Below are 24933 nucleotides of genomic sequence, written 5' to 3'. Positions count from 1 at the left end.
AGGCTTCCGGCGGGCGGGTCCATCATTGGGTGGCATTGAAGGAGGAGCGCGATGCCGAACCCGGAACACGGAGCTATTGATAGGCAGAACGATGATCGGCTGACGGAGCGCCCCAAATGCCGAACGCCAGGAGAACGTACGGCGTGTCACATTTGTCCGCGTTTCGCTTCGGGGGCGTGTGGTTCGTTGCCAATTGCATGTCGCGAAGAGCTCGCCAATGGTGGCGCGCCGAAAGAATTGGAGAGTTATAAGGTTTTCGCGAAAACATTATAACCGGCGGGGGACAACGTGCGTCGGCCTCCCGCCACGGGCCGGCGATGCGCGTCAATCGAGCTCGCGTTTCAAAAGGGCGATACCGTTAAGGGGCATTTCTGTGCCTTGAGCAGACCCGTTTGCGGCGTTAGCTCCCCAAGAGGTTGCATGGCAATCAATGCCCATGCCGACTTTGCAGGGAGTTTCGTTGTCCAAATATAAGCGGATCGCCGGCCGTTCAAAAGTCGTTCTGGCAGTGATCGACGATGAGGAAACGCGTCGTCGGTTTGCCTCCCTTCTCATCGGCCACGGTTACGACATCCACCTCACCAACGCCACACTGGCCCTTCGGCTCTTAAAAATCCGGAGGTTTGACCTGCTTGTGGTTGAGGGAAAACTGCCATCTGCCGCATCCCTCCAGTTTTGCCGGCAGGTTCGTTTTGTGAGCGACATTGCGCTCGTTCTTATCGTTGACAGACACGATGACAGCATCGTTGTCGAAGGACTAAACGCCGGTGCGGATGCCTGTGTCTTGAGGGTTGGCGAAGAAGACGCCACGCTTGCCCGGTTGCGCAGCCTCCTGCGCCGTGCCAGCTCCGCTAGGGCTCGTGTCGAGGATACGCGAGTATTGATGTTTGACGGCTGGCGCATAGATCCGGGTAAACGCACGCTCCACGACCGCGATGGGCAGACGAGGACATTGACCGCCGGTGAGTTCGATATCCTGCTTGCTCTTGCTCGCAACCCTGGAAAGGTCCTCTCGCGAGAGGAATTGCTTGAGGCTACTCGCTTTGGGCTTGCCGGTCCATCGGAGCGCAGCATTGACGTGCATGTCCGGCGTCTGAGGCAAAAGATAGAGCCCGATCCGGATGAGCCGACCTATGTGAAGACGGTGAGGCTCGGCGGCTACCTGTTGGCACACACCGTGGAAATTGAATGACTTAGCCCGGTGAACCGTCCCCGCGAAATGTTAAGTTTTGTTGCGACAGTGTTACAATGGATTGCAGGCGAAGGCGCCTGCATCTAGACCGTGTGTCGTTGCCCGCCTGCGAAAGGCTCAATCCGACCAATACGCGCCGGAGGTGAAATCGCATGAACGAACGACGCATTTTTGAACGAGTGATAGACCTCTGTCAGGTCCAGTCATCGTCAAGCACGATCAACAAGTCTCTTGCGCGTTTGGCAGGAGCTGCCGGGTTTGATCACTATGCCTATTTCAGAGCCCATCCGAACGATAATTTCGTGGCCACCGACTATCCGCTTGAATGGCAGCGGCTCTACTTTGCGCGTTCCTATGTGACGCTCGACCCGGTAGTGACGACAGCCAAGCGCGGAACCCAGGTCTTCCGCTGGTCTGTCGACGACGTGCGGCCAAGAGTTTGCCGGGAGTTGCGGCGCTTCTACACGGAGGCTGCCGATTTCGGATTGAAGACGGGGCTGTCGGTATCGGTATCGGCCGGTTTCGGACGGTTCGCCATCCTCACCTTCACATCATCGTCACTGAGCAGTGCGCGCGGCTGCATTGCCGGCGAGATAACCGGGCTCGGCATAACTGCCGCAGCCTTCCTACACTCAAGGATGCGAAACATGGAACATCTGGAAAGCAATTGCACGCCAGCGCTAAACGCTCGGGAGCTCGCCTGCCTCAAGTGGTCGTCCGAGGGAAAGACGATGCTGGAGATCGCCGACATACTCGATATCACCTATTCGTGTGTGCGCCGCAATCTCAAGCGAGCCATGGACAAGCTCGGTGTCTGCAAGCTGTCTCAAGCGACCGCGGCCGCCACCCGGCGCTTGCTGATCTGAAACCAAGCGTATGGGAATGCTGCCGCAGCTGGACGTGCCTGTCTTGGCCAATCTCATCGATAGGCGCCGGGAAAGACGATATCCTGGTCGACGAGGACGTTGAAGACGTAGCCCGGTCTGATGCTGAGCGTGGGCTGCACGTCGAGGTTTTTTGCAATTGTCCGTTCGGCCACCCTGCCGAAGGTCTCGGCAAAACTGCGACGGGCGGCGTCCGAGGCCGTATCGCGCCCTCTGTCGCGCTGGTCGGTTGGAAGTGACATATCGATACCCGCGCCGATCAAGGCGACGAGCGCTGCGGAGCCAAAGGTTCTAAGGAGATGTCGATCGACCTTGTCCTTAAAGCCGCCATAGCCTTCGGCGTCGGTGCCGGCCATCCCGCCGATCTGCAAGGTAGAACCGTTCGGAAAGATGAGGTCGGTCCAGACCACCAGCACCCGTGACTGCCCGAAAGCGACTTCGGCGTCGTAACGGCCGAAGAGCTTGGTGCCTTGGGGAATGATGAGATGGCGACCGGTGGCGCTGTCATAGATCGGATGATTGACCTGGGCCGAGATACGACCCGGGAGGTCGGAGTTTATGCCCGTAATCAACGTTGCGGGAATAACCGAGCCTCGCTTCAGCTCGAAAGGCGATTGCGCGGCAATGACCCCCTTTGGCAAGTATCCAAGCTCCTTGATGTCAGAGTTGAAGAAGGCCTCCTTGGATGCCTGGAGGTTGGGATCTGCCTCCTTGCCCTCGAGCGCTCTTGCCAGGACCTCTGCGGGATTACGAGATGCGGGCATATTGCTGCTTGGTGCGCTCTCCATCTTCGTGGGTTCCGCCCCTTCTTTGATCTCAACGGTGAGAGGAGAGTCGAGGGCTGCGTCTCTTGCCTGAAGTCTCGCCATGTCCTGCCGATGGCGCTCACGAAGAAGCTGTTCCTTTCGTTCACGCTGGAACTGGTCCAACCAATCATCTTCATTCCCCTGGCTCCTGGTTTCAGCAGCGTAGGCCGGAAGCGACGTCTTCTCGGGGGCAGCTTGGACGTCCGACGAAGGCACCTCGGTTGAAGGCTCGGCCGCAACGCCTCCAGTGCGCGTTGTCTCCAGCGGTTCGGCGATGATGCCGTCGGCGACGCCCCGCTTGATGCTTTCGGCAAAGGATGATGCCGAACCGCCTGAGGACACCTCCGCCCCAATGTCGGTTCGGTGTCCGATTCCTCGCGAGGTGAGGCCGGCGACGATGACGGCGAAGAAAATGATCATCATCGCGCCCGCGACAAAGAGCGGTAGCCGATTGACCCTGCGAATGTGTTTCGGGGTGTGAGAAAGCTGCAGCGATTGAGCCATGACAGGTTCCTATCGATGACGCGTGACGGCGAGCGGTGTCGCGGGCTGAGCACCTGCTGGACTCGTCCGGTAAGCGCGCGTCAGGGTAACCTCAGGTGTCGATAGCCGCACGAGAACGACATCTTCGAACGCCGTGCTGCCATAGGTGACCTCAGTTGCCGGATTTTTCGCCGGAGCCTGTTCCTCTTTGGCGAGCACCGGGTACCCCCAGAGCTTGAGTGCAGTTTCGAGCGCTTCGCCCGATCGGTCGCCTGGGGACACAGAGATCGAAGGTGGCTTCTCGTTTCCCATCGCTTCGACGAAGCGGCTTGCCATATCGCCGGCAATTGCTGTTTCGGCACTCATCGAGATTTCTTGAGGAAGCGCGTCAATCGTCGGCGAAGGCGCGCCACCTTGGCAACCACTCACAAGGACTGCGACGAGAATGGGCGCAGCAAGACCCCTCATCACCTACCCTCCCCTTCTGATCGTGACTTTCTCCTGGCGCCATCCGACGCCCGAGACGAGAACTGCGCGCTCAACATCGAAATCGACGATCATCACCCCGCTCTTCATTCGGTAATTGACGACCCTGTTCTGGCCGCCGGAAACAACGAAGAGGACTGGCGCGTCCTGGCTGGCGATCGACTTCGGGAACTGGATGTAGGTTTTCTGTCCATCCGAATAGACCCGTGTCGGTTTCCAGCGGGCTCGACCGTTGATCGAATAGGTAAAATCGAGCCGTTCGGCGGGGACGCTTCCGGCGCCCGCCTCCAGCCGGGCATTGGCATCGGCGAGGCTCGCGGACCTGTCCTCCTGATAGGCAAAGCCGACGCGCGCCATGTAATGGGTCGGATGAGACTTCAGCTGGATATGGTAGGTGCGCCTCGACGTCGTCACCACCATGGACGTTGTTATCGAAGGTTCGGACGGCTTGATCACGAGATGGATCGCCTGCCCGCCGGCGGCGCCAGATGTCGCCGCCTCAATCTTCCAGCGAACGGTATCGCCAACGAGCACGTCACGCACGATCTCGCCCGCCTGGAGCTCGATGTCACACACCTGGAGTGGGGAGCACACGATCGATGGTTGGCTAGCGCCGTAAAGGAAGATGACCTTGCCATCGGGTCCGGTCGTGGTAACGCCGGAAGCTGCCCGCCATTTTGCCGACAGCCGGGCCGCGTTCGCTTCCTTCGTCGTGATCGCTTCGCCGTAAACGGCTCCGCTCGGCACCAACGAACCCAAAATCAGTGCCAGCAAGGCTGCTCTACCGTAACTCACGACTTTTCTCCTTCCCGTCAAAGCTGCGCCGTCCAATCGAGATCCCTGAGGTAGAGTCCGATTGGATTGAAACGGATAACCGCCTCATCCTGTGGCGCCGTCAGGGTGACCGTCGCGATCCCGCGGAACCGCCGCACGCCGGTCTCCTTGCCGGCCCGGTCGCGTTCGAACTCGGTCCAGTCGACCTGGTAGGTCTGGTCCGAAAGCGCCACCACGTTGTTCACCTCGATCGCGACGGTTGCGCGGCGCGCCCTTTCGAACGGCGAATTGTCCCGGAACCAGGCGTTCACTTTGCCCGTCGCCGGATCGGCGTTCCGAAGCAGCGCATAGGTTCGGTCGATGTATTGCTTCTGGACGACGGCGTCAGGCGTTACGGACCGGAAACTGGCAAAGAAGCCTGCAAGCGAGGCACGCACAACGCGCTGGTCGGCGTAGTCAATCTGCTCGGGGAAGCCTGCGCTGACGGCCGCTCCGAGCTTGTCGACCTCGACGATGTAGGGCACGAGCTTGACCTTCGAACTCTGGTAGAGCCCATAGCCGAAACCGATGATCGAGATCGCCATGGCGGTCGTCCCGATGATGCGCCAGGCGATTGCTGATCGAACATAGGAGCCGTAGCGTTCGTTCCACTCCTGGCGCGCGGCGATGTAGGGGTTCTCGGGGGCATCTCGGGCAGCCATCAATCATGATCCTCCTTGAGCGCTTCAGTGGTCTGTAGGGTCGGGCGGCGATCGCCTGCCTCTACCGTGGGCAGAGGCCTTGTTGTCGAGCTTGTCGTTGGCAAGGCCCATCAAGGAGGAGGCGTGAGCGCCGGGCGCGCCGATTGCCTTGTCCTTTGCCGCTGAACCTGCTGCCTGCGCGCTGGCGGCGGCACCATGCTTCATGCCGTGAAGAGCTGAGGCCGTAGCCGATGCACCGGCCGCTCGGGCGGACTTTGCCGCCGCAAAGCCGGAAGCCGTCCCTCCGGCCGCGAGAAACGCAGCGCCGGTCGCAAAGGAAGCCGCCTGGCCGCCGTGTCGAATCGCCTCCATTCCGCCGGTGACCGATGCGCCTTGGACGACGCCCTGCAGAATGTTTGGAACGTAGATCGCAATGATGAAGACGACGACCGAGATGCCGGCGATGGCGAGCGTCGTGACGAATTGCTGTGTTTCTCCAGTCGGAGCGCTGGCGAGACCCAAAAGCACTTCCGAACCGATCCGGGCAATCATCACGAGCGCCATCAGCTTCAGCCCGACGCTGAACGCGTAAACGAGATAGCGCACGGCAAAGTCCTTCGTATTGGAAGAACCTCCGAGCCCCAGCATGATCATTCCGGCCAGGAGGCCGACATACGCCTCGACCATGATGGCGACGAAGATTGCCGCGACGAGCGAGAAGGAAATCACCACCACGACCATTGCAAGGACCGCCGCAATCGCCAGCGCATTGTCTTCGAAAAGCCCGAACTGGATCTGCTTCGACATGTGCGAAGCGACTTGCATCCCTGCGTCGAATATATCCGCCGGCGAGGCCGATCCACCACTGGCGCCGATCTGAAAGAGGCTGTCGACCACGCTCTTTGCAAAGGTAGGGCCTTGCTCGAGCGCGAAGGCGAAGAGGCCTATGAAGATGATTCGACGTACGAGCTCGGCAAACCAGCTGTCGAGCGACGCTGCCTGTAGAGCAAGCCACACGGCAGCGATTGCCACTTCGATACCGGCGAGGATCCAGAACAGAGATCGCGCGGCCGAAAGCACCCGCGCCTCCCACCCCTTGGCAGCGGCGGCGATCTGATTTTCGAGTTCGGTTAGGACGCTTCCATCCTGTGCCTGGACCTCAAGGGCAGAGCCGAGCAGTAGGCAGGACATCACGACAAATGACCGAGCTAGCTGGGCGGAATTGTTGCTGAATGGAGAGGTGTTGAGGTCGAACTTGCTCACCAGCGAAGCTCCATCTTCTGCCCTCCAGGACCGAATTGGGCCGGCCCATCGAAAAAACGCTCCCGTCTGGCTTGGGCGAGATCCTTGTCCGTCTGGTTGCTTTGGTACCAGGTCGCCGTCATCGTCATCTGCTGGGATACAAGGCCGCGCAGCTTCTGGATTTGCCCGACTTGCTCGGCGGCTATCTGGTGGCCGACCTGAAGCGCCTTCATTTGCCCATCAGAGGTTTCCGAGAGCGAACGAAGCGAGCGCATCGTCGCCTCTTCGCTCGAAAACTGCGCCGCGGTGAGGTTCGCAGCCTTCAGTGTGCCGGTGATGGTGTCGCGATTGGTGTCGGACCATGTCTGATAGTGCGACGAGAATGTTCTCCCATCAGGCAATCCGGTCTTGAAGTCGGCGTAGCTTGCGAAGCGCTGGCGCAGGACGTCATCGGCGTTGCCCATGGAGAAGGATATTCCCCGGCCGCCATCGACGACCTGTTGTAGGCGACGGAGATCCGCTTCGATCTTTCCCCACGCGTGGTGCGGAAGGCGAGCGGTGTTCTGCAGCATGTTGTCGTAAATCTTCAGCTGGTTCTGGATCTGCTCGGCAAGCTGACCGATCTGCTTTACCTGGTTCTCGATCTGGACGCCGGACTTTTCCAGCAGGTTGATGAGCTCGGCATTATTGGCAAGCTGGGTCCATTCGGTGGCCGCACCCGTGGCCCCGCCAGCGCGTGCCGGATAGTTGCTTGCCGCCATCGCAAGGAGCGACAGGACCGCGAACTCAGTCATCTGCAAGAAGCGTTTCCGCATCGGGAATCCCCCTCGATTTGAGCCATAGGGTGGGCCAGTTTCGGCCGTGATCGTGATGAAGCGCGCGAATGCGCTTGAGATCGTCCTTGCCGGTTGCACCGGTGAAGGCGAGCGCGAGCGGACCGAGAGACATATCGAAAAGGCGCCGGCCCTCCGGAGAGGTTACGTAGTATTCTCGCTTCGGCGTCGCCGCCGCGATGATCTCGATCTGGCGTTCGTTGAAACCCATTCGCTGATAGAATTCTCGGGCGCCCGGCTGGCGGGCGGCGGCATTGGGAAGGCATATCTTCGTCGGGCAGCTTTCCCTCAGCACATCGATGATGCCGGAACGTTCGGCGTCCGAGATTGACTGGGTCGCAAGCACCACGGCGCAATTTGCCTTGCGCAACACCTTCAGCCATTCGCGGATACGATCGCGAAAGACCGGATGGCCGAGCATCAGCCACGCCTCGTCGAGAATGATGAGGCTCGGGGCGCCGCTCAGTCGCTTCTCGATGCGGCGGAAGAGGTATGTGAGTACCGGAACGAGGGTGCGCTCGCCGAGGCTCATCAGTTGTTCGATCTCGAAAGTCTGAAAGTCACCAAACGAGAGTGTATCGGTCTCGGCGTCAAAGAGGCTGCCCAATGGACCGTCGAGCGTATAGTGCCGGAGAGCATCCTTGATCGCCTTGAGCTGAACACCGCTCACGAAATCGGACAGGGACCGTCCGGGGGACCCGGCCATTAGTTCGATTTGACGGGAGATCGCATTGCGTTCATCGGGCCCGATCGATGCGCCCTGCAGTTCTGCGAGTGTCTCGATCCATTGGCTCGCCCATGCTCGGTCCCCCTCCCCTTCCAGATCGAGAAGCGGGCAGAAGCAAAGAGCGGCCCCCTCCCCTTCCCCTCCGATATCGTAGTGATTACCGCCGACGCCAAGCGTCAGGGGCAGCATCGAGTTTCCCTTGTCGAAAGCGAATACCTGCGCTCCGAGGTAGCGGCGAAACTGCGCAGCAATCAGTGCAAGCAACGTCGATTTTCCCGATCCCGTCGGACCGAATACGAGCGTATGGCCGACGTCATCGACATGGAGGTTGAGACGGAAGGGTGTAGAGCCAGAGGCGACCTGCATCAAAGGCGGCGACTGCTGCGGCAGATAGGGGCATGGTGCAGTTGGGTTCCCGGCCCAGACCGTGTTGAGGGGCATGAGATCGGAAAGATTGCGCGTATTGATCAATGGCTCGCGAAGATTGCAGTACCAGATGCCGGGGAGGCTGCCGAGATAGGCTTCGGTCGCATTGAGCGTTTCGATCCGCGCTCCGAAACCTTCCGCCTGGATCGCTTGCCTGATCATCTCGCATTTGTCGCGGACAGTAGCGCTGTCGACCCCAAAAACAATGACGACGGGCGTGTAGTAGCCATAGGAAACCAGTTCGGATGATGCCTGGGCGATCGCGTCCTCCACCTCGGCGACCATGGCGATTGCATCCTGGTCGACGGATCGACTGTCCGTCTGAAAAAGCTGGTCGAAGAATGGGCGAACCTTTTGCTGCCATTTCTTGCGGGTGCGTTCGAGGCGTTCACGAGCTTCCTCGGGATCCAGGAAGATGAACCGTGATGACCAACGGTAGCTGAGCGGCAGGCGATCCAGATTGTTCAGAATTCCGGGCCAGCTTTCCGATGGCAGCCCATCGATCGCCACCACGCCCACGTGGTGATTGTCCACGATCGGGTTGATACCATGGTGGAGCTCGGCTGTTGCCAGCCAATCGAGGTACATCGCTATGTCGGGCAATCTGACCGGATGGTTCTCCCCGGTGATGCAAAAGCGAATGAACTGGAAAAGCTCATCGAAGCGGTGTCTTCGTGCTCCGTTGCCTGGATCGAGTTCTCGCGTTGCCATGCGGCGAAGCGAGATCCAGTTTGCGAGATACTGTTCGACCTCGCGGGCACGGGTCCGAAAAAGATCAAGCGCCGCGTCGGCGAAGCCCTTCTGACGACTTTCAGGGTCGGCGTAGACATATCGCGCGAGCCCGCGTCGATTTGCTTCGAGCGGACGTTGCGTAAGGATGAGGCCGTGGCGGCTCTCGAAATGTGCCCCCTCCCTTTCGAAATGCTTCCGGCGTTCGGCATCGATCGCGCGAGTAATCGGATCGGGAAAATACGAGCGGTCGGCGCTCGGATATGTGGCGGCGTCTATCCGCAGCGCCTCTATCTGGATCATCCACCCAGATCCCAAACGAGCGAGAACCGCGTTGATCCGGCGCGATATTTCGTTGCGCTCCAGGTCCGTGGCACTCTCGCTGTCGGGGCCTGCGAAGTACCACCCTGCCATCAGTGAGCCGTCTTTCAAAAGGATGACCCCATTGTCGACAAGTGCGGCATAGGGCACGAGATCGGCAAAGGAGGGTTCGGTCGAGCGGAAGCGCGCTAGATTGACCATCGCGACACCGTCAGCCCTTCCGCCATGGCGTCGCGGTCGGGCGATAGGTCCGCCGATAGCGCATGTGGCGGATGTAGACCTTGCGCATGAGGGGATCTGCTTTAGCCATCCGCCTCAAGACGCCGATCGCCAGGATCCAGAGGGTAAGGCCGATCAGGGCCGAATAGACGGTCAGGACGACGAAGATCAGGATGACCGCCGCAAGCCCCGTGACGAGGACGAGCTCGCGATCGGCGCCCAAGAGCAAGTTTGGGCGAGAGAGGGCACGATGGATACGGTTTCGCTCGAGTAGGCAGAAGACCTCAGGCATTGCCCGCGCCTCCCCTCGTTTCGGTGTGGAAGACGTTGAGCGAATGGTCGCCGATCGATGCGCCGGTTGCGCCGAACAGCTGGACGATCTGTGTCGCGCCGAGCAGGAGACCGGCGACGAGCACGATGTAAAACAATCGCCTGGCGAAATCGTTGAGCTCGCCGCCGAAGATCAGCATACCGCCTGCGACGGCGACCGCGGCAAGCGCGATGAAGCCGGCGACAGGGCCTGTAATCGACTGCTGAATTTGTTCGAGTGGACCCTCCCAGGGCAGACCGCCGCCCGAGCCGGCGAACACCGGTTCCCCGCTGAAGAAGGTCAGCAGTCCCGCGAGAGCTACCATTGCGATTCGTGTTTCACGCTGCATGCCGTTCCCCTCCTTGATAAGGCTCCAGTCGATAAGCAGTCCCGTCGTGTCCAATGAGGCGCATAGGCTCTCCGAGCCGCCGGCCGGTCGCCGTGCGTTCGATCGAAACGACGAGATCGACTGCTTCGGCGATGACGTCTTGCATTGGCTGCCGGCTTGTCTCCGCGGTCAGCTGCTCCAGCCTGCGAAGTGCCGAACGCGCGGAATTGGCGTGCACCGTCGCGATGCCTCCGGGGTGCCCCGTGTTCCATGCCTTGAGAAGAGAAAGGGCGGCCGCGTCTCTGACTTCGCCCACGATGATCCGGTCCGGTCGCAGCCGGAGTGTGCTCTTCAGCAAGCGCGCCATGTCGATCTCGTCGCTGGTGCGCAGCGAAAGGACGTTGTGCGAGCCGCAACGTATTTCGACCGTGTCCTCAAGGATGATGAGGCGGTCATCCGGTGCGACCGTCGCGATCTCGCAAATGAGCGCATTTGCCAGTGTCGTTTTGCCGGAGCCGGTCCCGCCTGAGACGAGGATGTTGAGCCGATCGGCAACAGCCCTTGCTAGGAGACGAGCCTGCTTCCCCGTCATGAAGCCATCGTCCACATACTGCTCGAGAGGAATGAGACGCGAAGCGCGCTTGCGTATGGAGAAGGATGGTGCAGCGACGATCGGTGGCAGCAGCCCCTCGAAACGGTGTCCACTGACCGGCAGCTCGGCCGACACGATTGGTCTGTGTTCGTCGACCGCCGTACCTGTCGCATGGGCTATGCTGCCGATTGCGATCTCGGCGGCGGCGGTATCCATTTCTCCAAGGCGCGCGATCGATTGACCGAGGCGTTCCACGTAGAGGCTGCCGTCCGCGTTGAGCATGATCTCGACGACGCTCGGGTCATCGAGTGCAGCCCGAATTGCTGGACCAAGGGCTTCCTCGAGCTTGCGGACAAGGCGGGGAAGGGAGCGGCTATGCGTCATGACAACACCGACGAGGTCGGTGCGGCGGGGCGATCGAAGGTTGAGACATACCCAACCGGCCTGACTTGCTGGAAGATGCCTGCGTCAACCGAGAGAACACCAGCCAAGGCTGTTGTCTGGCCTACCATTTGCGGCGGTCCGAGCCGATGAAGCGACCACCCGGCAAGCCCAAGGATGCGCTCGACGGCAATGTCGGTGACCGTGACGACCTCGGTGTATCCGCGCGAAAGGCACCATTCGAGGATGCCGGCAAACATGAGGCGGGTAACGTGGTGGAGACCGCCGCGACCCTTCCGTTGTGTGGTCGTATCGACGCAGAAGCGCGAGCTCTCGATCATCCGCGCGTGCGGGTGAAACGCCTGCTCCGAGACGAGTTGCGGGAACACGGACAAAAGCATCGTCTGACCCATGGCGGGGAGAAGGCGAGCACAGCCGACTACTTCATTCTTTGCAGAGATAGCGAGTATGTAGACGGGATGGAGATCGTCGAACTGGTCGCGCTCCTGGCCATCGCGCGCGGCGACCTGCCAACCCAGGCGTTCATCGAAGACCTTCGCGCGGAGCGCAAACATCTGGTCGAGGAAGTGCCGGGCGCCGCTCGAACCGCCATTCTCAATGGCAATCACCATCATCAGTCGTCCTCCTCCGTTTATTGGAGGAGAAGTGCTACGACTGAGGACGCGTCGCGAGGGGCAAAAATGCTCCTGAAATTTCGCCACGTCGATTCTAGGGGCAGAGAAATCTTCCCTGACCGAAGGGATGTGCGGCTCGTCGGAGAATAGCCAGCGCATTTTGAACGTCGAAATGTGGCCGGTCGTGGCTGATGCACCGACGCTGATTCGGGCGGGTGGGGTGCAATGTGTGGGAGATCGCCGCGCTAACGACGTCGGTCAGGTGAGCAAAAGTGTGCGTAAACTCATCGGGTGGCCTAGATTGCATTCAGCAAAAAAGACTGCAATTTCAGGGAGTAGGCCGGTTTTCAACGCTGAGGGCTCGCGTTGAGCGTTAAGGCTTTGTTAACCCTATAATTCTGGACGGTTCGGGAGAATCGTGTTCTACCTCTTGGCGGGCAATGGTCGGTAAACCGGCTTTAGGCCGCCAAGAGGGAAAAATGGCGATAGCTAGACGCGCAGAAACTGACGTTCAACTCAAGGAAGACGCTGCCGCCAAGATCTTGCGGCACGCCGGTCTTTTGTCGAGCCAGCTGCAGCAGCTGCGGACCCGCATGTACCCGCCGAAATCCGAGAAGACCTTGAGGTCATTTCTCACCAACGAAGTTTCGAAGCTGACATCCATACCGGATTCGACCCTGAAGCTGATGTCATCCGAGGGTCGCGGGCCGACGCCAAGCCGCCTTGAGAACAATCACAGGGTCTATACCCTCGCCCAGATCAACGAGCTTCGGGAGCTGTTTGCCAAGCAGAAGCCTGCCGAGGCCCTGCGCTTTCTGCCTCGCCGACGCCCGGGCGAGCACTTGCAGGTCCTCGCGATCGCGAACTTCAAGGGCGGAAGCGCCAAGACGACGACCTGTGTTCATCTTGCGCACTATCTCGCTTTGCAAGGCTATCGCGTTCTCGCACTCGACCTCGATCCCCAGGCATCGCTCTCTGCAATGTTCGGCGCACAGCCGGAAATCGATGTCGGCGCCAACGAAACGATCTACGCGGCGCTTCGCTACGACGACGCTGAGCGGCGGCCGATCAGGGACATCATCCGCAAGACCTACTTTGATGGCGTCGATCTCGTTCCCGGCAACCTCGAAGTCATGGAGTACGAGCACGAGACCCCTCGTGTCCTGGCGCATAAGTCGAGCTCCGGTGCAATCTTCTTCGAGCGTCTGAAGCTTGCCCTGGCGGATGTCGAAGAAGACTACGACATCGTCCTTCTCGATACGCCGCCGTCCCTTGGCTTCCTGACGCTCAGCGCAATCTACGCTGCTACAAGCATGGTCATCACCGTTCACCCCGCCATGCTGGATGTGGCGTCCATGAGCCAGTTCCTCCTGATGATGGGCGATCTGATCAGCGTTTTGAATGAGAACGGTGCCCAACTCGACCAGGACTTCATCCGATATCTCGTGACGCGGCATGACCCAAACGATGCCCCTCAGTCGCAAGTCGTTGCGATGCTACGGCATATGTTCGGGACAGACGTCCTCCTGCCCACTGCCATCGAAAGCACAGCGGTTGAAGCGGCCGGCTTGGCAAAGCGTTCGATCTACGAGCTCGAAATGGGCCAGATTGGGCGTGATACCCATAAGCGCGCCCGCGAAGCCGTCGATGCGGTCAATGAGGCGATCATCCGCCTTGTCAACGATAGCTGGGGGCGGCCATGAGCAAGTCTTCTCGCAAGTCGATTGTCGCGAGCTTCGGTTTGCTGTCTCAAGAACTGGAGAGCAAGCTCGCAGACGACCCGCACCCTGTGCCACCTCCTGCCCCGTCGCCGCGTGTCGGCGCGGGCGTCGTCGGTGCAGCACATCGTGCTATCGATGACATCAGGGCTGAACGGGACCGTTTGAGGGCGATCGTCGAGACAGGCGGGGGGGCGATCCTTGATCTGGATCCCGCGTTCATCGACCCTTCCCCCTATCCCGACCGGCTGCCGGACGACGACGCCGGCGATTTTGAGACGTTCAAGGGTTCGATCGAGTCCGAAGGGCAAAAGGTTCCTATTCAGGTTCGGCGCCACCCGTCGTCCTCCGGGCGCTATCAGATTGTCTATGGCCACAGGCGCTGGCGTGCTGCCAGGGAGCTTGGGCGCGCCGTTCGTGCGCTCGAGGTTGAGATCTCCGACCTGGATCTGGTCGTCGCGCAAGGCATCGAGAATGCCAGCCGGCAGGACCTGACCTGGATCGAGCGGACGCTGTTTGCATCGCGAATGGATGATGCCGGAATCAAAGCGCGGAACATCTATGCGGCACTGTCGATTGCGGATGCAGAGCTCGCTCGTATGCGCGGCGTCTATCGATCAATACCTGCCGATGTGATCGAAGCGATCGGGCGGGCTCCCAAGGTGGGGCGGCCGCGCTGGATAGAGTTCGCGAAAACCATTGCAAGCAATCCAGGTTCTCTAGCTGTGGTTCGGCAGGTGCTCACGGATGCGGGTGACGGTGTATCGGTGTCGGATCAACGATTCCAGCGGGCTTTCGAAGCGATAAAGCCGTCGACCCAGCCGCGAGAGGACCGCAATGAACTAGCGGCCAGCGATGGCATGAAACTGGGTGCCTGGAAGATGTCGCCCAAGGAGCTTCGAATCTCGGCGGACGGCCCTCTCGGACTTGAGTTCGTGAAGTTCGTCGGGAAGGAGTTGCCAGCCCTCATTGAACGCTTCTCTCGCGAGCGTGAAAATTAGAACCCTGACACTGTCAGAGGGTCTCATTCGACAAGGGAATACGGAAAGGAACACCGCAAAAGAAAAAGGCCCCCAAACGTTGCCGTAGTGGAAGCCTCTCTCATATCTGGACAATCTGAGAATCGCATTTCCACGAATCCCCGTCAAGAGTGATTGGCACCGAATTTGGTGAGCGGACTTCTTTTGCCTTTTGAGAGGTGAAGGAAATGCAGAGTGGAAGTGTGACGACGCCCTTCGGGCGGCGGCCGATGACGCTTGCGCTGGTAAGACGGCAGATGGCATCCACCGAGATCAGTTCGGACAAGACGGCTGACAAATGGAAAGTGTTTCGTGACGCCTGCGAAGCCAGGACGCTTCTCGGGCTACAGGATCGTGCACTTGCCGTGCTTGACGCGCTCTTGAGCTTCTATCCTGAGACCGATCTGCGCCAGGGAGCGTCTCTCATCGTCTTTCCGTCGAATGCTCAGTTGTCGGTCCGTGCGCACGGTATCGCCAGCGCCACGTTGCGGCGACACTTGGCGACGCTCGTTGACGCTGGCCTGATTGTTCGCAAAGACAGTGCAAATGGGAAGCGTTATGTCCGCAAGGACAGGGCTGGCGACATCGAGGATGCGTTCGGGTTCGATCTTTCCCCGCTCCTTGCCCGATCGGAGGAGCTCGCGCAGATGGCCCAGCAGATGGCGGCAGAACGCGCACTGTTTCGCCGGACCAAAGAGGCGCTCACCATTCGCCGACGCGATGCCCGTAAGCTCATCTCGGCAGCGATCGAAGAAGGCGCGAGCGGCGATTGGGGCAAGATTGAAGGCGTGTACCTGGCGCTCGTAGCCCGGATACCGCGATCTCCGACGATCCACGACCTGGCATCGATCCTCGAAGAGATGGATCTTCTCTGCGCAGAGATAGTCAATCAGTTGGATGTTTTGGATATTTCTGAAAATATGAGCAGCAATGATGCTCATATTGAGCGTCACATACAGAATTCAAATACCGAATCCACCAATGAACTTGAACCTAGCTCTAGAAACGAGCTGGGGGCGAAGGCTGAGCCAGAAAAGCCGCCACTGAGGGAGCCGCTGAAGGCATTCCCGTTGAGTATGGTGATGCGGGCCTGCCCTGAGATCACGATGTACGGACAAGGCGGGACCATATCGAGCTGGCGCGACTTGATGGCGGCGGCCGTGGTGGTGCGTTCGATGCTGGGGGTGAGCCCGAGCGCTTACCAGGATGCTTGCGAAGTGATGGGACCTGAAAATGCGGCGGTTGCCATGGCGTGTTTGCTCGAGCGGGCAGGACACATTAACTCGGCCGGAGGTTACTTGCGCGATCTGACGTCAAAGGCGCGACGCGGCGAATTTTCACTTGGCCCTATGCTGATGGCCCTGTTGAGAGCGAGCGGAAGCCCCGACCGGCAGGTTGGGTAGACGATGTCCGTCCCGGTTTTCGCATTGTCGTTCCTGGCGGAACCGGACGCGACAGTGGCAACCCGTGCAGTATGCGGCCGATCCTGAGAGGAGAGCACATTGGCTTCTTCTGACGTGCGGCCGACAAAGTCGGACCGTTCGTGTGGACCCCCGCTTGAGGCATGCGCTTCTCGATGGTGGACAGTTTCTGTGGCGGGGCTCAAGCAGGTTTCCGAGAAGATCCGGGCGCCGCCGTCTGTGCACCATCGGTGTAGAAGCAGCTATCATGAGATAGATCCGGCCGAGTTACCGCCACGCCCCTCGAACAGTGGCAACTCATTGTCGGCGACCAGGAACGGTCCCGACCTGGGTCGATCTGTACCCAACCCTACCGCGAGGTCCCGGGTAACAGCCATGTTTCGCTCGACGTTTTGCCTACTCCGGCCGCGGAAACTGTGGCTCCAATTGAAAAAATGCCATCATTGCACTATATGCAATCAATGATGACTGGAGGCGATTTACATGGCCAGCATGACCATTCGCAACATCGACGATCGATTGAAACAGAGGCTGCGAGTCCGCGCAGCGACCCATGGCCGATCGATGGAAGACGAGGCCCGTGATATCCTGAAAATGGTGTTGGCGCAGCAGGAGACAACGGCGGGAAACCTCGCTGGCGCGATCCGCGCGCGCTTGCAGCCGCTTGGCGGCGTCGAGCTGCAAATTCCCGCGCGCGAACCGATCCGTGACGCTCCGGATTTCTCTGCAATATGATCGTTCTCGACACAAATATCATATCTGAGCTGCTGTTACCGGCTCCCGAGCCCGCGGTTGTCGATTGGCTTGCGGAACAGCCTCCCGCCGCCATCTTCACGACCACGATCACTGAAGCCGAAATCCTATATGGTCTACGCCTGCTTCCCGATGGTCGCCGCCGGCGCGACCTTGAAGCGGCAATCTTGCCGATCTTTGCGCAAGACCTCGCCGGTCGCGTGCTGCCGTTCGATCGGGAGGCCGCAGACGTTTATGGGATGATTGCAACTGAGCGGCGCAAAGCGGGTCGCCCGATCAGTCAGTTCGACGCCCAGATCGCCGCCATCGCCCTTTCGCGTGGCGCCGCGCTGGCAACTCGGAATGTTCCGGATTTCGAGGATGTCGGTTTGGTAATCATAAACCCGTGGCGGGACAGGTAAGGTGGCGGACGCCGCAAATCGATCGACGTTACTGCCGGCTCGATACTGCATCGAGCCGAGCAACTCGACGCGCTTGATGCCATCCTGCCGTTCGACCGTCGCGACCAACTCGCTGCCCTGTTGACGGACGACGACGTCGCCACGGGCAGCCCCCTCCCCTGGTCGGCGCCGGAGAGCCTGCTACTTAAGTTCGTCGCCCACCATCTCTGGGACCCGGACAAGTGCGCGGAAGATCCAAGCCATGGCATGCCGGCGGAGGTGGAAGTTGGCTTGCGTTCCCAACCTCTGTTGAGCGCCGACGGGCCGCATGCCCCCGAGACCGTGCGGCGCCGGTTGACGAGCTGGTCGATCCTTACCCGTTGGCGCGGCCTGACAGGCGCCTTCGATGGTTCCTCGCTCAAGTCGGCGCCACGGTTTGCGGTCCGCAGCCAGCGCTCGGCCGCGTCAACGCAAGAGCAGACAAGCGGTGACCGGCGATATCCTGGCAAAGCTGCTGCAGGCCTGCAGCCGGCGAGCGCCCCGTCAATCTGCGCTATAGGGCACTGCTTCTGACCGCTTTCGCCTCCGGCGGCCGTCGCCGGTCGGAAGTGGCCGCGCTTCGTGTCGAGGACCTGACAGATGGGGATCCCGTGCAGACCGATCCGGCAGATCCTGGCTCCCCTCCCCTGCCTGTCGATCCGTCTCGGTCGCACCAAGACGACCACGAACGATGATGACGACCAGGTGTTTCTGATCGGTCGGCCCGTGCTGGCTTTAAAAGGATGGTTGGAGCAGGCCGGTCTCAGGAACGGTCCGGTCTTTCGGCGCATCGATCAGTGGGGGAACATCGATCGCCGTGCGCTCACGCTCTTCTGGCTCACCTCCCGCCTCCGATCTATCGCGCAGGTCAGCGGCTACTGCACCGCCCTTCCCCAGGCTTCGGCCCGCTGCATAAGCGACGCCATCTCTGCCTTCAAGTGATGCGAGCGTTGGAGGTCGGCGGCGCGCTCGGCATTTTGTCGCGGATCGTAGAACACGCCAATTTGCGCACCGGCCGCCTTTCGCTCCGCTTCCAACTCCGCCGTAAGTGTGGCCAATTCGGCCTTCACCGCAAAATAGCGTTTCATCACGACGATGAGTTCGCGGTCGTCCGTTTTCATCATCGCTCCCGAGATTCTGTTTGCATGAGGACAATGATGATCAACAACAAGGGCAGAATCGCGATGGTTCATTAGACCTCACAGTTTGGCGCAACGAAAAATGTCTGGCGTAGAAGGAGGTGGGCCACCCTAGCGTGAGTGACCGCCAGCGGAGCACGAGGAGCGCTGCCCGTTGGACCGAAGCGCTTCAGGAGGCGTGGTTGCTCCAATAAATGGATAATGGCGTTACCGCGCAGTAAGTCCAAGCCATCACGCCGGGCGGTGTGGTTTCTGTCAGACGTTACTGCAAGCGAAAAAGCCCGAGCAATCCCGGCCCTCCCCAAAAGATCGCCGTGCGAAATCGGCCTAGGCCTGCAAATTGTCCGCCGACATCTTGCCTGACTTGCGGTCCGAAACCAGTTCGTATGTGATCTTCTGACCATCTTTCAGCTCTCGCAGCCCAGCCCGCTCGACCGCAGAAATGTGGACGAAGACATCAGCGCCGCCGCCATCCGGCTGGATGAAGCCAAACCCCTTCGTCGCGTTGAACCATTTCACGGTACCAGTCGCCATAGTGTCTTCCTTCGATCATTTGCCGTGCCGCCCCAACGGCGGACATGGCTTGCCTCTACGCGTGAACAATTAGACGCTTTCGCGCCCCGGACAAGGCTGAATTCATCTCGAAGGACTGTCAACCTGGCGTGGTTCCGACGGCACGATCATTTCTGTGGTGCTTCATCTTAGGAGGCGTGTTTCTCAACTTTGCTGCCGGCAGGCGCGTTTGAGCGCATCAGCGCCATCAGCATTGGCCCGAGCGAAAACTTTTAAGTATCGATAGGGATCGATTTAGAGTCGCAGACGACTGCGTTCGGGGCAATCACAGCCGATTAAGAGCCAAAGTCTTGCGCGCGAAAGTCCGGAAGGTTCGGCCAGATACGATGTCCTGGCGCTTGTGTCCCAGCCGGAGCGAGGTAGAATATAGACGATTAGGCACCAAGGAACCAGAGAATGGCACTGAGCATCAAAGATCTAGAGACGGAACGCCTTGCCAAGGCACTGGCCGAGAAGACCGGTGAAACCATTACCATGGCGACCCGCCGCGCACTGGAGGAACGGCTGCGGCGCCTCGCAAATGCCGCAAGTCGCGATGTCCTTCTCGAGGAACTGGCCGCCAGCCGTAAGCGTTGGGCCAAGCTGCCGATTGTCGACAACCGCTCTGCCGACGAGATCTTGGGGTATGACGAAAACGGGCTCCCCAGCTAATGGTCATCGACACGTCCGCCATCGTCGCGATCGCATTCAATGAGCCCGAAGCAGAAACCTACGAACAAAAGGTCGTCGACGCGCCACGGCGCTTCATTTCCGCGGCGACAATCCTTGAACTCGCCATCGTCATCGAGGCGCGCCTCGGCGAGGCAGGTGCCGCAGAGCTCGATCTGTGGCTTTACAAGGCGGGTGTCGAAATCGTCGCCGTCGACGCGGAACAGATCGCGGTGGCAAGGCGAGCCTGGCGCAGCTATGGCAAGGGCCGACATCCGGCCTGCCTGAACTACGGGGACTGCTTCTCCTATGCGCTGGCCAAGACACGCAATGAACCGCTGTTGTACAAAGGCGATGATTTCTCCCGCACAGACATCGAGGCGGCGTGACATGGCATCCACTGCACCAGGGAACCGCAAACGCAATGATCCGAGATATCAGTCGGCAGGATGCTTGTTCGTCAGCAGTTCGGCATTGAGATGATCAAGGCCCGGCTCCATTTCGGACTTTTCGACGGCGGCGCGATCGGCGCCGCGCAGGTCCGCCGTCGCCTCGACGCGACGGTCGCGCCGCGACAGCCGCAGATAATCCTCATAGGCAAGCAGCACGATGCGCGGCCGGCCATTCTTGGTGATGATCACCGGCTCACGCACGGCGGCATCCTGGTAGGCGCCGAAATCTTCGAAACCGCCGCAGCGGTGACGGTCGACGTCATTTTGATACTCCTTTTTCCGGAAAGAACGGATTGTCGTAATTTCGGCAAGGCCCCTGGAGACTGTGGTCCGATGATCGACAACCATAGAAGGGCGGCTTCTGACAGCCAAGCGGTGCATCGAGAGCATGACGCGCTCGACGCGCTCGACGCATCCTGCCGTTTGATCGGCGCGACCAACCGGCTGCGCTGCAGGATCAGGTATCAATCATGATGGATCTGGAGTCGGAAACGCCGTATGTCAGCCGCCCTGGATCACCGGAAACGCCGGAAATCCAGGCATTGCAGTCCCTTCCTCACCCTTGTTCAGCGGACTCATTTGCCCGATCGGATGGCCTGGACCTCACCCGAGATTTCGTTGGACAGACCCCTGGTTAGAGAGGCAGTGTAACGGCACGGTCCGTGAGCGGGGGCGCATCAAGGTGCAGGTTCGGTCATTAGCGTCGCATTTCGTGCCGGTGCTTTGTGCGCTTTTGCTTGTCTTGCTGTCATCGGCGATCGCATCAGCGCAGCAAGCCGATGTGGCGCTGGCGGTCGGCACAATCACCGATGACAACTATCCCGGTCGGGAGTCTGCTGGCAATGGTCTGGGCGAGGTTATCTTGCACCACCTCGTCACCACGCTGGGCGACGGCGGGGAGTTTGCATGGTGCGCGGGAAAGGTCGTCGAATGGCGGCGGATCGACGAGGTGATCAAGGAACAGAAGTTTCAGCAGTCGAAATATGCCGATCCGGCCACGGCGATCAAGAAGCTGGGTACTATCGCACCAGACTTTTTGATTGGCGGCCGCATCACATTCGGCGCCGGAAAAGCCGACTGGACCATAGAGACAAGAACCAACCCTGGCGGTGACCTTGTCGACAGCTTCACCGGCTTTTCAGACGACGATGCGTATCTGGACGAGGCTGCCCGGATTGCCGAACATGTGCTGGACAAGCTTTGTCCCGGCCCGTGGACGGTCACCGGCGGCGGCGCCCGGATCAAGGTGAGCGGAACCGTGGCGAAGTTGAACGAGGCGTTCAAGGTCGTCGGCAAGTTCCCCGGTGGCACCGCGGATTTCGTCTACACGCCAACGTCGCGCTCCGGCGGGACTGTGAAATATGTGCTTGCGGGGGGCGGCTTTTCCGGCGCCGGCAGCGGCACCTATACGATCGGTCCGTCGGGCGATGGCTCTACGCTGACGATCAAGCAGACCACGAAGGGCTGCATCAACGGCGTACCGGGTTCGTGCAAGACCAACAGCGAGGTGCTGACCCTGACCCCGGTTTCGCGCTAACGGTCCGCTGTGAGTGCGGTTCTCAGCCTACGGCCAGGAGCGGCTTCGCGGTGTAAGCCCAAGTCGGCCAAAATCACGGCTTTGGGCCGACTGGGCTATAGCTGTACATCTGTTGCGGCGGGCGGACCATACGATGAACGGCGCGTCGGAGCCGCTCAACGATCCAGCCCTACCCACGGCGGTTGACAACCCGCACGAGGTTGTCCCAACTCTTTGTGTGGAACAACTTGCACCGAAGATTATTCGATCGTGTACGAACACTATCGCTCCGATCGCAATGTTGGCATTGTTTCTCTCGTCCGGCATCGTCGCTGCCCAGGGGCTTCGGCCGGTAGCCATCAACACCGCATCACTTGCTGAAAGCGCTTAATGCCGGCGCCGACTTTGCACCCGGCAAGACGGTTCAGGTTGTGGGGACGGGCCCGCCAAGACAGGGGAATGTCAAGCGGATCGAGGTGAGTAGAAAAATCGGACAGGTGCTCGCCTATGAAGAGGCAGGAAAGCTGCTGGCGGCTTATCCCGCGACGGTTGGAAGCAAGGATAATCCATCGCCCTACGGTACGGACAAGGTCAAGGGCGTCGCCCGGATGCCCGTCTATAGGTACGATCCGAATGTGAACTTTAAGCAGGGCAAGAACAACAAGGTTCTTATCATCCCCAAGGGACCGAATGGCCCGGTCGGCAGCGTGTGGATCGATTTAACCGAACCGACCTATGGGATCCACGGAACTCCCGACCCCGACCTCATCGACAGGGAGCGTCGCATGGCTGCGTCCGCCTGACGAACTGGGATGCCGAAGAACTCGCAGGGATGGTCAAGTTCGGCGTCGTCGTCAAGTTCGTCAATTGATCGGTGCGGACCGCATACCAACTCGGCCGGGAAAGGTGAGTTTCTATGGTCGCGGGAGCACGGTCGCTAGCGTGATCCCCACGAATGGACGCTGTTCGTCACCGCCGCCCACCCTGTCGATCTGGCTGAACTGTTAAAAGGGTGCTTTGTACTCTTCCCCCATGTTCAAGGACCATCGCTACACGGTCGGCTGACGGGCGCTTGATGCACACGATCTTGAGCCAGAAGGGGCGCGCTCGATGCGGGTGGACGGTGTGGTGATGGTGCCGCTCACGGGAATGCTAAACGATCTCACCTGGGATCTCGCGATGGCATGGAAGCCCCGTGGCGCCCGCCGGGCGCTGCTCGCGTTCGTCGATCCCTGCGGCAGAGCTAGGCGGATCCCCGCAGGACGCAAGAAGATCATAGTTGCCGGCATGATCTGAGCAACCTTTCCCCCTCCGTCCGCGGGCGAAGTACGGAAACCTAATCCTAGGATGGCTGCTCCTTGGGTTGTCGGCCGATGAAGAACCCTGCTACCGACGCCCAGAAGCCTTTCGGCTTGTCGGCGAGTAACGAGCGAACCTGGCGGGCTGCCACCGCCGCACTTACCGTCGTGCCAAAGCGGCAGTAGCAGACAACGTCATGCAGTTCGTCATCGCTGATTTCGAAGAAGCGCTTCGCCTCGCCATAGGTGTCCGTTTCCATACCTGCAGCACGGAGCACCGGATCCCTAAATGCGATCGTTATCGGCGAATAGTCGCAGCGCAGGGCATTTCGCTCATCCATAACCTGGAATTCGGTTTCATGAAGCGTGTCCAGGTGTCTGTACCTGATTAGTTCCAGAAGCTCGGCCCAGCGCTCCAGCCGCTGCCGGCACGTCATACCGTCTGGATCGAAACAGGGCTCAACCTGTGCGACGGTCTGCAGTTGTTCCAAGGTGTGATGCTTCATTGTCGCCTCCAATCAAACGACGTTGCGAAAGCAGACCCCAGCAATAGAGTGATCCCTGTCAATTGCGCTGTCCAATCACGATGCTGGCGGCGGGCCTATCGTGAGAATTTCATTTGAACGATATCAGATAGTTAGCCTCGCACGTAATTTGAGAGTTGGCGTTGAATTGAGATATATGAGAACAGCGCTGGGCCGTTTCCACGTCAACTGAGATTCAGCTGGGGCGTGCATGATAGCGGCGCAATTAGACGCGGCCTTCAGATCGCGTTGCTCGACGAGAAGCACGTCAATCCGGAGATCGTTTTCGATCTGGCACGGACGTTTACGGTTCTTGGTTGGTATCCCCTTCCTCTGCCGCGTATGGCAGAGTCGGTCGAACACCGAGCGGATACCGTCGAAACTGCAGTCGCTTCGATCAACTGAGCCTACAGCTCAGACTAATTGCCCGACCTATAGAAGATGACCCTTCCGCCTGGCATGAGTTGGAGCAGATAGTCGAATTCGCTCACATTGGCGGTAAGCACGGTAAGCCCGAGCTTTTGGGCCTGCAGAAACAAGACGCAGTCGTGCAGCGCTCGCAAGCGAGCATCGCGCTGATAGCCCTGGAGGCGACCCAACATGCCTGACAGCAATGCGGCGCGTCCGAGGACATCCGCATCGGGTCTGAACACGCGATGGGGCCGCATGGCAATCGTCGTCCTGATCTGTTGAATGGCAGGTTTCGTACTCGGGTGTGCTCGATCGAGTACGCCCACCGTGTGCATCAACTCCTGGATGGCGATCGTGGAATGGTTGCTGTGACGGAGTTCGAGCAGGTCTCCAACAACTTCCGGCGCCCGCCCTTGCAAACCATCGATGTAGACGCAGGTCTCGAGGAGAAGTTCCGGCCCTGCTTCCGCTTGCTCCCCAAGAAAGGGCAACTCGTTGTCAGGACGCCTTGAGAGAGTCCGACCGGGATCGAACTTCATCCAGCGAAGGGCCGCATCGAAATCAAACATCGTAGCGCCGGAGAGCGTGCGCCGGAAAAAAAGGCAAAATCTGACAAGTCAGAATCCCAGCTTACGATTTCGGTTCGGTCTTTCGCAAGACCCGTGGAACAGTCGATCCTGAGTTGAGCCTTTCGCCTAAGATCGCGCAGATAGCTGCGGGTCGTGTTGATCTGCGCTGACCTTTAGCGAATTCACGCGATGATTGCTGCGGCATTTCCTCCATTGAAGGCCGCTGGCGCGTTTTCGTGGACACTTGCGGGAGATTGGTCATCCTTCATGCTGTTTCGGTTCTGGCGGCCTTCCATTCACATAATAAAACACGCTTGCAACGGAGCAATTTCTAACGCATTTCTTATTTGTACAAAGCACTTCGAAACGAGGCCGTTAAAAGCGCGATGGCGAAGCGACAAACCGTTAACGTCCAACAGCCACTC

General features: G+C 59.7%; 25 protein-coding genes and 3 pseudogenes. 12 read left to right on the top strand and 16 right to left on the bottom strand.

Annotation, left to right across the window (positions count from 1 at the left end; all coding sequences use genetic code 11):
• Positions 1 to 436 precede the first annotated feature (436 nt).
• Positions 437 to 1192: a response regulator transcription factor gene (locus tag AC070A_RS32300; protein WP_057251472.1), complete on the top strand. Its 756-nt coding sequence runs from the start codon at positions 437 to 439 to the stop codon at positions 1190 to 1192.
• 152 nt (positions 1193 to 1344) lie between these two features.
• Positions 1345 to 2058: an autoinducer binding domain-containing protein gene (locus tag AC070A_RS32295; RefSeq protein ID WP_113479959.1), complete on the top strand. Its 714-nt coding sequence runs from the start codon at positions 1345 to 1347 to the stop codon at positions 2056 to 2058.
• 53 nt (positions 2059 to 2111) lie between these two features.
• On the opposite strand, the gene trbI is transcribed toward AC070A_RS32295, so the two are convergent.
• From trbI to traI, 11 genes are read right to left on the bottom strand one after another with little or no spacing between them, the layout of a single operon-like run.
• Complete coding sequence (gene trbI / locus AC070A_RS32290; protein ID WP_113737548.1) at positions 2112 to 3386, bottom strand: IncP-type conjugal transfer protein TrbI; 1275 nt, start codon at positions 3384 to 3386, stop codon at positions 2112 to 2114.
• A gap of 9 nt (positions 3387 to 3395) precedes the next feature.
• The gene (locus AC070A_RS32285; protein WP_113133059.1) at positions 3396 to 3833 is read right to left on the bottom strand and encodes a conjugal transfer lipoprotein TrbH; all 438 of its coding nucleotides are present in this window, start codon (positions 3831 to 3833) and stop codon (positions 3396 to 3398) included.
• A gap of 3 nt (positions 3834 to 3836) precedes the next feature.
• Positions 3837 to 4646 carry a P-type conjugative transfer protein TrbG gene (gene trbG, locus AC070A_RS32280; RefSeq protein ID WP_113737549.1) on the bottom strand — a complete coding sequence of 270 codons (810 nt, stop codon included), beginning with the start codon at positions 4644 to 4646 and terminating at the stop codon, positions 3837 to 3839.
• Positions 4647 to 4663: 17 nt separating this feature from the next.
• Positions 4664 to 5326, bottom strand: a complete 663-nt coding sequence (gene trbF / locus AC070A_RS32275; protein ID WP_113133061.1) for a conjugal transfer protein TrbF — start codon at positions 5324 to 5326, stop codon at positions 4664 to 4666.
• A gap of 24 nt (positions 5327 to 5350) precedes the next feature.
• On the bottom strand, positions 5351 to 6568 hold the full coding sequence (trbL, locus tag AC070A_RS32270) for a P-type conjugative transfer protein TrbL (protein WP_425989223.1): 1218 nt from the start codon (positions 6566 to 6568) through the stop codon (positions 5351 to 5353).
• Positions 6565 to 7341, bottom strand: coding sequence for a P-type conjugative transfer protein TrbJ (trbJ, locus tag AC070A_RS32265; RefSeq protein ID WP_425989226.1), 777 nt, complete (start codon positions 7339 to 7341; stop codon positions 6565 to 6567). The genes trbL and trbJ overlap by 4 nt, the downstream gene beginning before the upstream one ends.
• Positions 7334 to 9784: a conjugal transfer protein TrbE gene (locus AC070A_RS32260; RefSeq protein WP_113133063.1), complete on the bottom strand. Its 2451-nt coding sequence runs from the start codon at positions 9782 to 9784 to the stop codon at positions 7334 to 7336. The genes trbJ and AC070A_RS32260 overlap by 8 nt, the downstream gene beginning before the upstream one ends.
• Before the next feature lie 10 nt (positions 9785 to 9794).
• On the bottom strand, positions 9795 to 10094 hold the full coding sequence (locus AC070A_RS32255) for a conjugal transfer protein TrbD (RefSeq protein ID WP_112997045.1): 300 nt from the start codon (positions 10092 to 10094) through the stop codon (positions 9795 to 9797).
• A complete protein-coding gene (locus AC070A_RS32250; protein WP_057251463.1) occupies positions 10087 to 10461 on the bottom strand; it encodes a TrbC/VirB2 family protein in 375 nt (124 codons plus the stop codon). Before AC070A_RS32250 ends, AC070A_RS32255 begins: the two co-directional genes overlap by 8 nt.
• Positions 10451 to 11416 carry a P-type conjugative transfer ATPase TrbB gene (gene trbB, locus AC070A_RS32245; RefSeq protein WP_113737551.1) on the bottom strand — a complete coding sequence of 322 codons (966 nt, stop codon included), beginning with the start codon at positions 11414 to 11416 and terminating at the stop codon, positions 10451 to 10453. Before trbB ends, AC070A_RS32250 begins: the two co-directional genes overlap by 11 nt.
• Positions 11413 to 12048, bottom strand: a complete 636-nt coding sequence (gene traI, locus AC070A_RS32240; RefSeq protein ID WP_113737552.1) for an acyl-homoserine-lactone synthase — start codon at positions 12046 to 12048, stop codon at positions 11413 to 11415. Before traI ends, trbB begins: the two co-directional genes overlap by 4 nt.
• Positions 12049 to 12527: 479 nt before the next feature.
• Here traI and repA point away from each other — a divergent pair, with 479 nt between their 5' ends.
• The 6 genes and pseudogenes from repA to AC070A_RS32210 all read left to right on the top strand — a co-directional run.
• Positions 12528 to 13751, top strand: coding sequence for a plasmid partitioning protein RepA (repA, locus tag AC070A_RS32235; RefSeq protein WP_162733654.1), 1224 nt, complete (start codon positions 12528 to 12530; stop codon positions 13749 to 13751).
• Positions 13748 to 14767, top strand: a complete 1020-nt coding sequence (gene repB, locus AC070A_RS32230; RefSeq protein WP_113133067.1) for a plasmid partitioning protein RepB — start codon at positions 13748 to 13750, stop codon at positions 14765 to 14767. The genes repA and repB overlap by 4 nt, the downstream gene beginning before the upstream one ends.
• Positions 14768 to 14973: 206 nt before the next feature.
• Complete coding sequence (gene repC, locus AC070A_RS32225; RefSeq protein WP_113737553.1) at positions 14974 to 16188, top strand: plasmid replication protein RepC; 1215 nt, start codon at positions 14974 to 14976, stop codon at positions 16186 to 16188.
• Positions 16189 to 16689: 501 nt separating this feature from the next.
• Positions 16690 to 16941: a FitA-like ribbon-helix-helix domain-containing protein gene (locus AC070A_RS32220; protein WP_057251457.1), complete on the top strand. Its 252-nt coding sequence runs from the start codon at positions 16690 to 16692 to the stop codon at positions 16939 to 16941.
• The gene (locus tag AC070A_RS32215) at positions 16938 to 17360 is read left to right on the top strand and encodes a type II toxin-antitoxin system VapC family toxin (protein ID WP_058324702.1); all 423 of its coding nucleotides are present in this window, start codon (positions 16938 to 16940) and stop codon (positions 17358 to 17360) included. Before AC070A_RS32220 ends, AC070A_RS32215 begins: the two co-directional genes overlap by 4 nt.
• A 21-nt stretch (positions 17361 to 17381) precedes the next feature.
• Positions 17382 to 18269: pseudogene (locus AC070A_RS32210) on the top strand (site-specific integrase); the annotation flags it as partial.
• Here the strand turns inward: AC070A_RS32210 and AC070A_RS32205 are convergent.
• Positions 18254 to 18499: a hypothetical protein gene (locus AC070A_RS32205; RefSeq protein ID WP_492383648.1), complete on the bottom strand. Its 246-nt coding sequence runs from the start codon at positions 18497 to 18499 to the stop codon at positions 18254 to 18256. The pseudogene AC070A_RS32210 and the gene AC070A_RS32205 sit on opposite strands and share 16 nt — an antisense overlap.
• Before the next feature lie 345 nt (positions 18500 to 18844).
• A complete protein-coding gene (locus AC070A_RS32200) occupies positions 18845 to 19051 on the bottom strand; it encodes a cold-shock protein (RefSeq protein ID WP_057251455.1) in 207 nt (68 codons plus the stop codon).
• A 435-nt stretch (positions 19052 to 19486) separates the two neighbouring features.
• Between AC070A_RS32200 and AC070A_RS32195 the strand changes: the two genes are divergently transcribed.
• Positions 19487 to 19741 carry a type II toxin-antitoxin system VapB family antitoxin gene (locus AC070A_RS32195; RefSeq protein ID WP_057251454.1) on the top strand — a complete coding sequence of 85 codons (255 nt, stop codon included), beginning with the start codon at positions 19487 to 19489 and terminating at the stop codon, positions 19739 to 19741.
• A complete protein-coding gene (locus AC070A_RS32190; RefSeq protein ID WP_113737928.1) occupies positions 19741 to 20127 on the top strand; it encodes a type II toxin-antitoxin system VapC family toxin in 387 nt (128 codons plus the stop codon). Before AC070A_RS32195 ends, AC070A_RS32190 begins: the two co-directional genes overlap by 1 nt.
• A 48-nt stretch (positions 20128 to 20175) precedes the next feature.
• Here the strand turns inward: AC070A_RS32190 and AC070A_RS32185 are convergent.
• Positions 20176 to 20453: pseudogene (locus tag AC070A_RS32185) on the bottom strand (type II toxin-antitoxin system Phd/YefM family antitoxin).
• Positions 20454 to 20872: 419 nt separating this feature from the next.
• On the opposite strand from AC070A_RS32185, the gene AC070A_RS32180 reads away from it, so the two are divergent.
• Both AC070A_RS32180 and AC070A_RS32175 read left to right on the top strand, forming a co-directional pair.
• The gene (locus AC070A_RS32180) at positions 20873 to 21727 is read left to right on the top strand and encodes a hypothetical protein (RefSeq protein ID WP_162771046.1); all 855 of its coding nucleotides are present in this window, start codon (positions 20873 to 20875) and stop codon (positions 21725 to 21727) included.
• A 353-nt stretch (positions 21728 to 22080) separates the two neighbouring features.
• Positions 22081 to 22577 (top strand): annotated as a pseudogene (locus tag AC070A_RS32175) (L,D-transpeptidase); the annotation flags it as partial.
• Between the two features lie 471 nt (positions 22578 to 23048).
• On the opposite strand, the gene AC070A_RS32170 reads toward AC070A_RS32175, so the two are convergent.
• Both AC070A_RS32170 and AC070A_RS32165 read right to left on the bottom strand, forming a co-directional pair.
• A complete protein-coding gene (locus AC070A_RS32170; RefSeq protein WP_492383647.1) occupies positions 23049 to 23510 on the bottom strand; it encodes a hypothetical protein in 462 nt (153 codons plus the stop codon).
• A gap of 437 nt (positions 23511 to 23947) precedes the next feature.
• The gene (locus tag AC070A_RS32165) at positions 23948 to 24508 is read right to left on the bottom strand and encodes a PIN domain-containing protein (protein WP_113737925.1); all 561 of its coding nucleotides are present in this window, start codon (positions 24506 to 24508) and stop codon (positions 23948 to 23950) included.
• Positions 24509 to 24933: the final 425 nt, after the last annotated feature.

Source organism: Ensifer sp. GW101-20A05, assembly GCF_059424735.1.
The sequence above is the reverse complement of the archived record's forward strand: the minus strand, read 5'-3'. Positions and strand labels throughout refer to the sequence as shown.

Coding starts and splice junctions, on each gene's coding strand:
- trbI (WP_113737548.1), bottom strand. CDS start 3,386: ATGGCTCAATCGCTGCAGCTTTCTCACACCCCGAAACACATTCGCAGG.
- AC070A_RS32295 (WP_113479959.1), top strand. CDS start 1,345: ATGAACGAACGACGCATTTTTGAACGAGTGATAGACCTCTGTCAGGTC.
- AC070A_RS32170 (WP_492383647.1), bottom strand. CDS start 23,510: ATGAAGCATCACACCTTGGAACAACTGCAGACCGTCGCACAGGTTGAG.
- traI (WP_113737552.1), bottom strand. CDS start 12,048: ATGATGGTGATTGCCATTGAGAATGGCGGTTCGAGCGGCGCCCGGCAC.
- AC070A_RS32215 (WP_058324702.1), top strand. CDS start 16,938: ATGATCGTTCTCGACACAAATATCATATCTGAGCTGCTGTTACCGGCT.
- AC070A_RS32205 (WP_492383648.1), bottom strand. CDS start 18,499: ATGAAAACGGACGACCGCGAACTCATCGTCGTGATGAAACGCTATTTT.
- AC070A_RS32220 (WP_057251457.1), top strand. CDS start 16,690: ATGGCCAGCATGACCATTCGCAACATCGACGATCGATTGAAACAGAGG.
- repC (WP_113737553.1), top strand. CDS start 14,974: ATGCAGAGTGGAAGTGTGACGACGCCCTTCGGGCGGCGGCCGATGACG.
- AC070A_RS32165 (WP_113737925.1), bottom strand. CDS start 24,508: ATGTTTGATTTCGATGCGGCCCTTCGCTGGATGAAGTTCGATCCCGGT.
- AC070A_RS32250 (WP_057251463.1), bottom strand. CDS start 10,461: ATGCAGCGTGAAACACGAATCGCAATGGTAGCTCTCGCGGGACTGCTG.
- trbJ (WP_425989226.1), bottom strand. CDS start 7,341: ATGACTGAGTTCGCGGTCCTGTCGCTCCTTGCGATGGCGGCAAGCAAC.
- AC070A_RS32300 (WP_057251472.1), top strand. CDS start 437: ATGCCGACTTTGCAGGGAGTTTCGTTGTCCAAATATAAGCGGATCGCC.
- repB (WP_113133067.1), top strand. CDS start 13,748: ATGAGCAAGTCTTCTCGCAAGTCGATTGTCGCGAGCTTCGGTTTGCTG.
- AC070A_RS32200 (WP_057251455.1), bottom strand. CDS start 19,051: ATGGCGACTGGTACCGTGAAATGGTTCAACGCGACGAAGGGGTTTGGC.
- AC070A_RS32195 (WP_057251454.1), top strand. CDS start 19,487: ATGGCACTGAGCATCAAAGATCTAGAGACGGAACGCCTTGCCAAGGCA.
- AC070A_RS32260 (WP_113133063.1), bottom strand. CDS start 9,784: ATGGTCAATCTAGCGCGCTTCCGCTCGACCGAACCCTCCTTTGCCGAT.
- AC070A_RS32190 (WP_113737928.1), top strand. CDS start 19,741: ATGGTCATCGACACGTCCGCCATCGTCGCGATCGCATTCAATGAGCCC.
- trbB (WP_113737551.1), bottom strand. CDS start 11,416: ATGACGCATAGCCGCTCCCTTCCCCGCCTTGTCCGCAAGCTCGAGGAA.
- repA (WP_162733654.1), top strand. CDS start 12,528: ATGGCGATAGCTAGACGCGCAGAAACTGACGTTCAACTCAAGGAAGAC.
- AC070A_RS32255 (WP_112997045.1), bottom strand. CDS start 10,094: ATGCCTGAGGTCTTCTGCCTACTCGAGCGAAACCGTATCCATCGTGCC.
- AC070A_RS32285 (WP_113133059.1), bottom strand. CDS start 3,833: ATGAGGGGTCTTGCTGCGCCCATTCTCGTCGCAGTCCTTGTGAGTGGT.
- trbF (WP_113133061.1), bottom strand. CDS start 5,326: ATGGCTGCCCGAGATGCCCCCGAGAACCCCTACATCGCCGCGCGCCAG.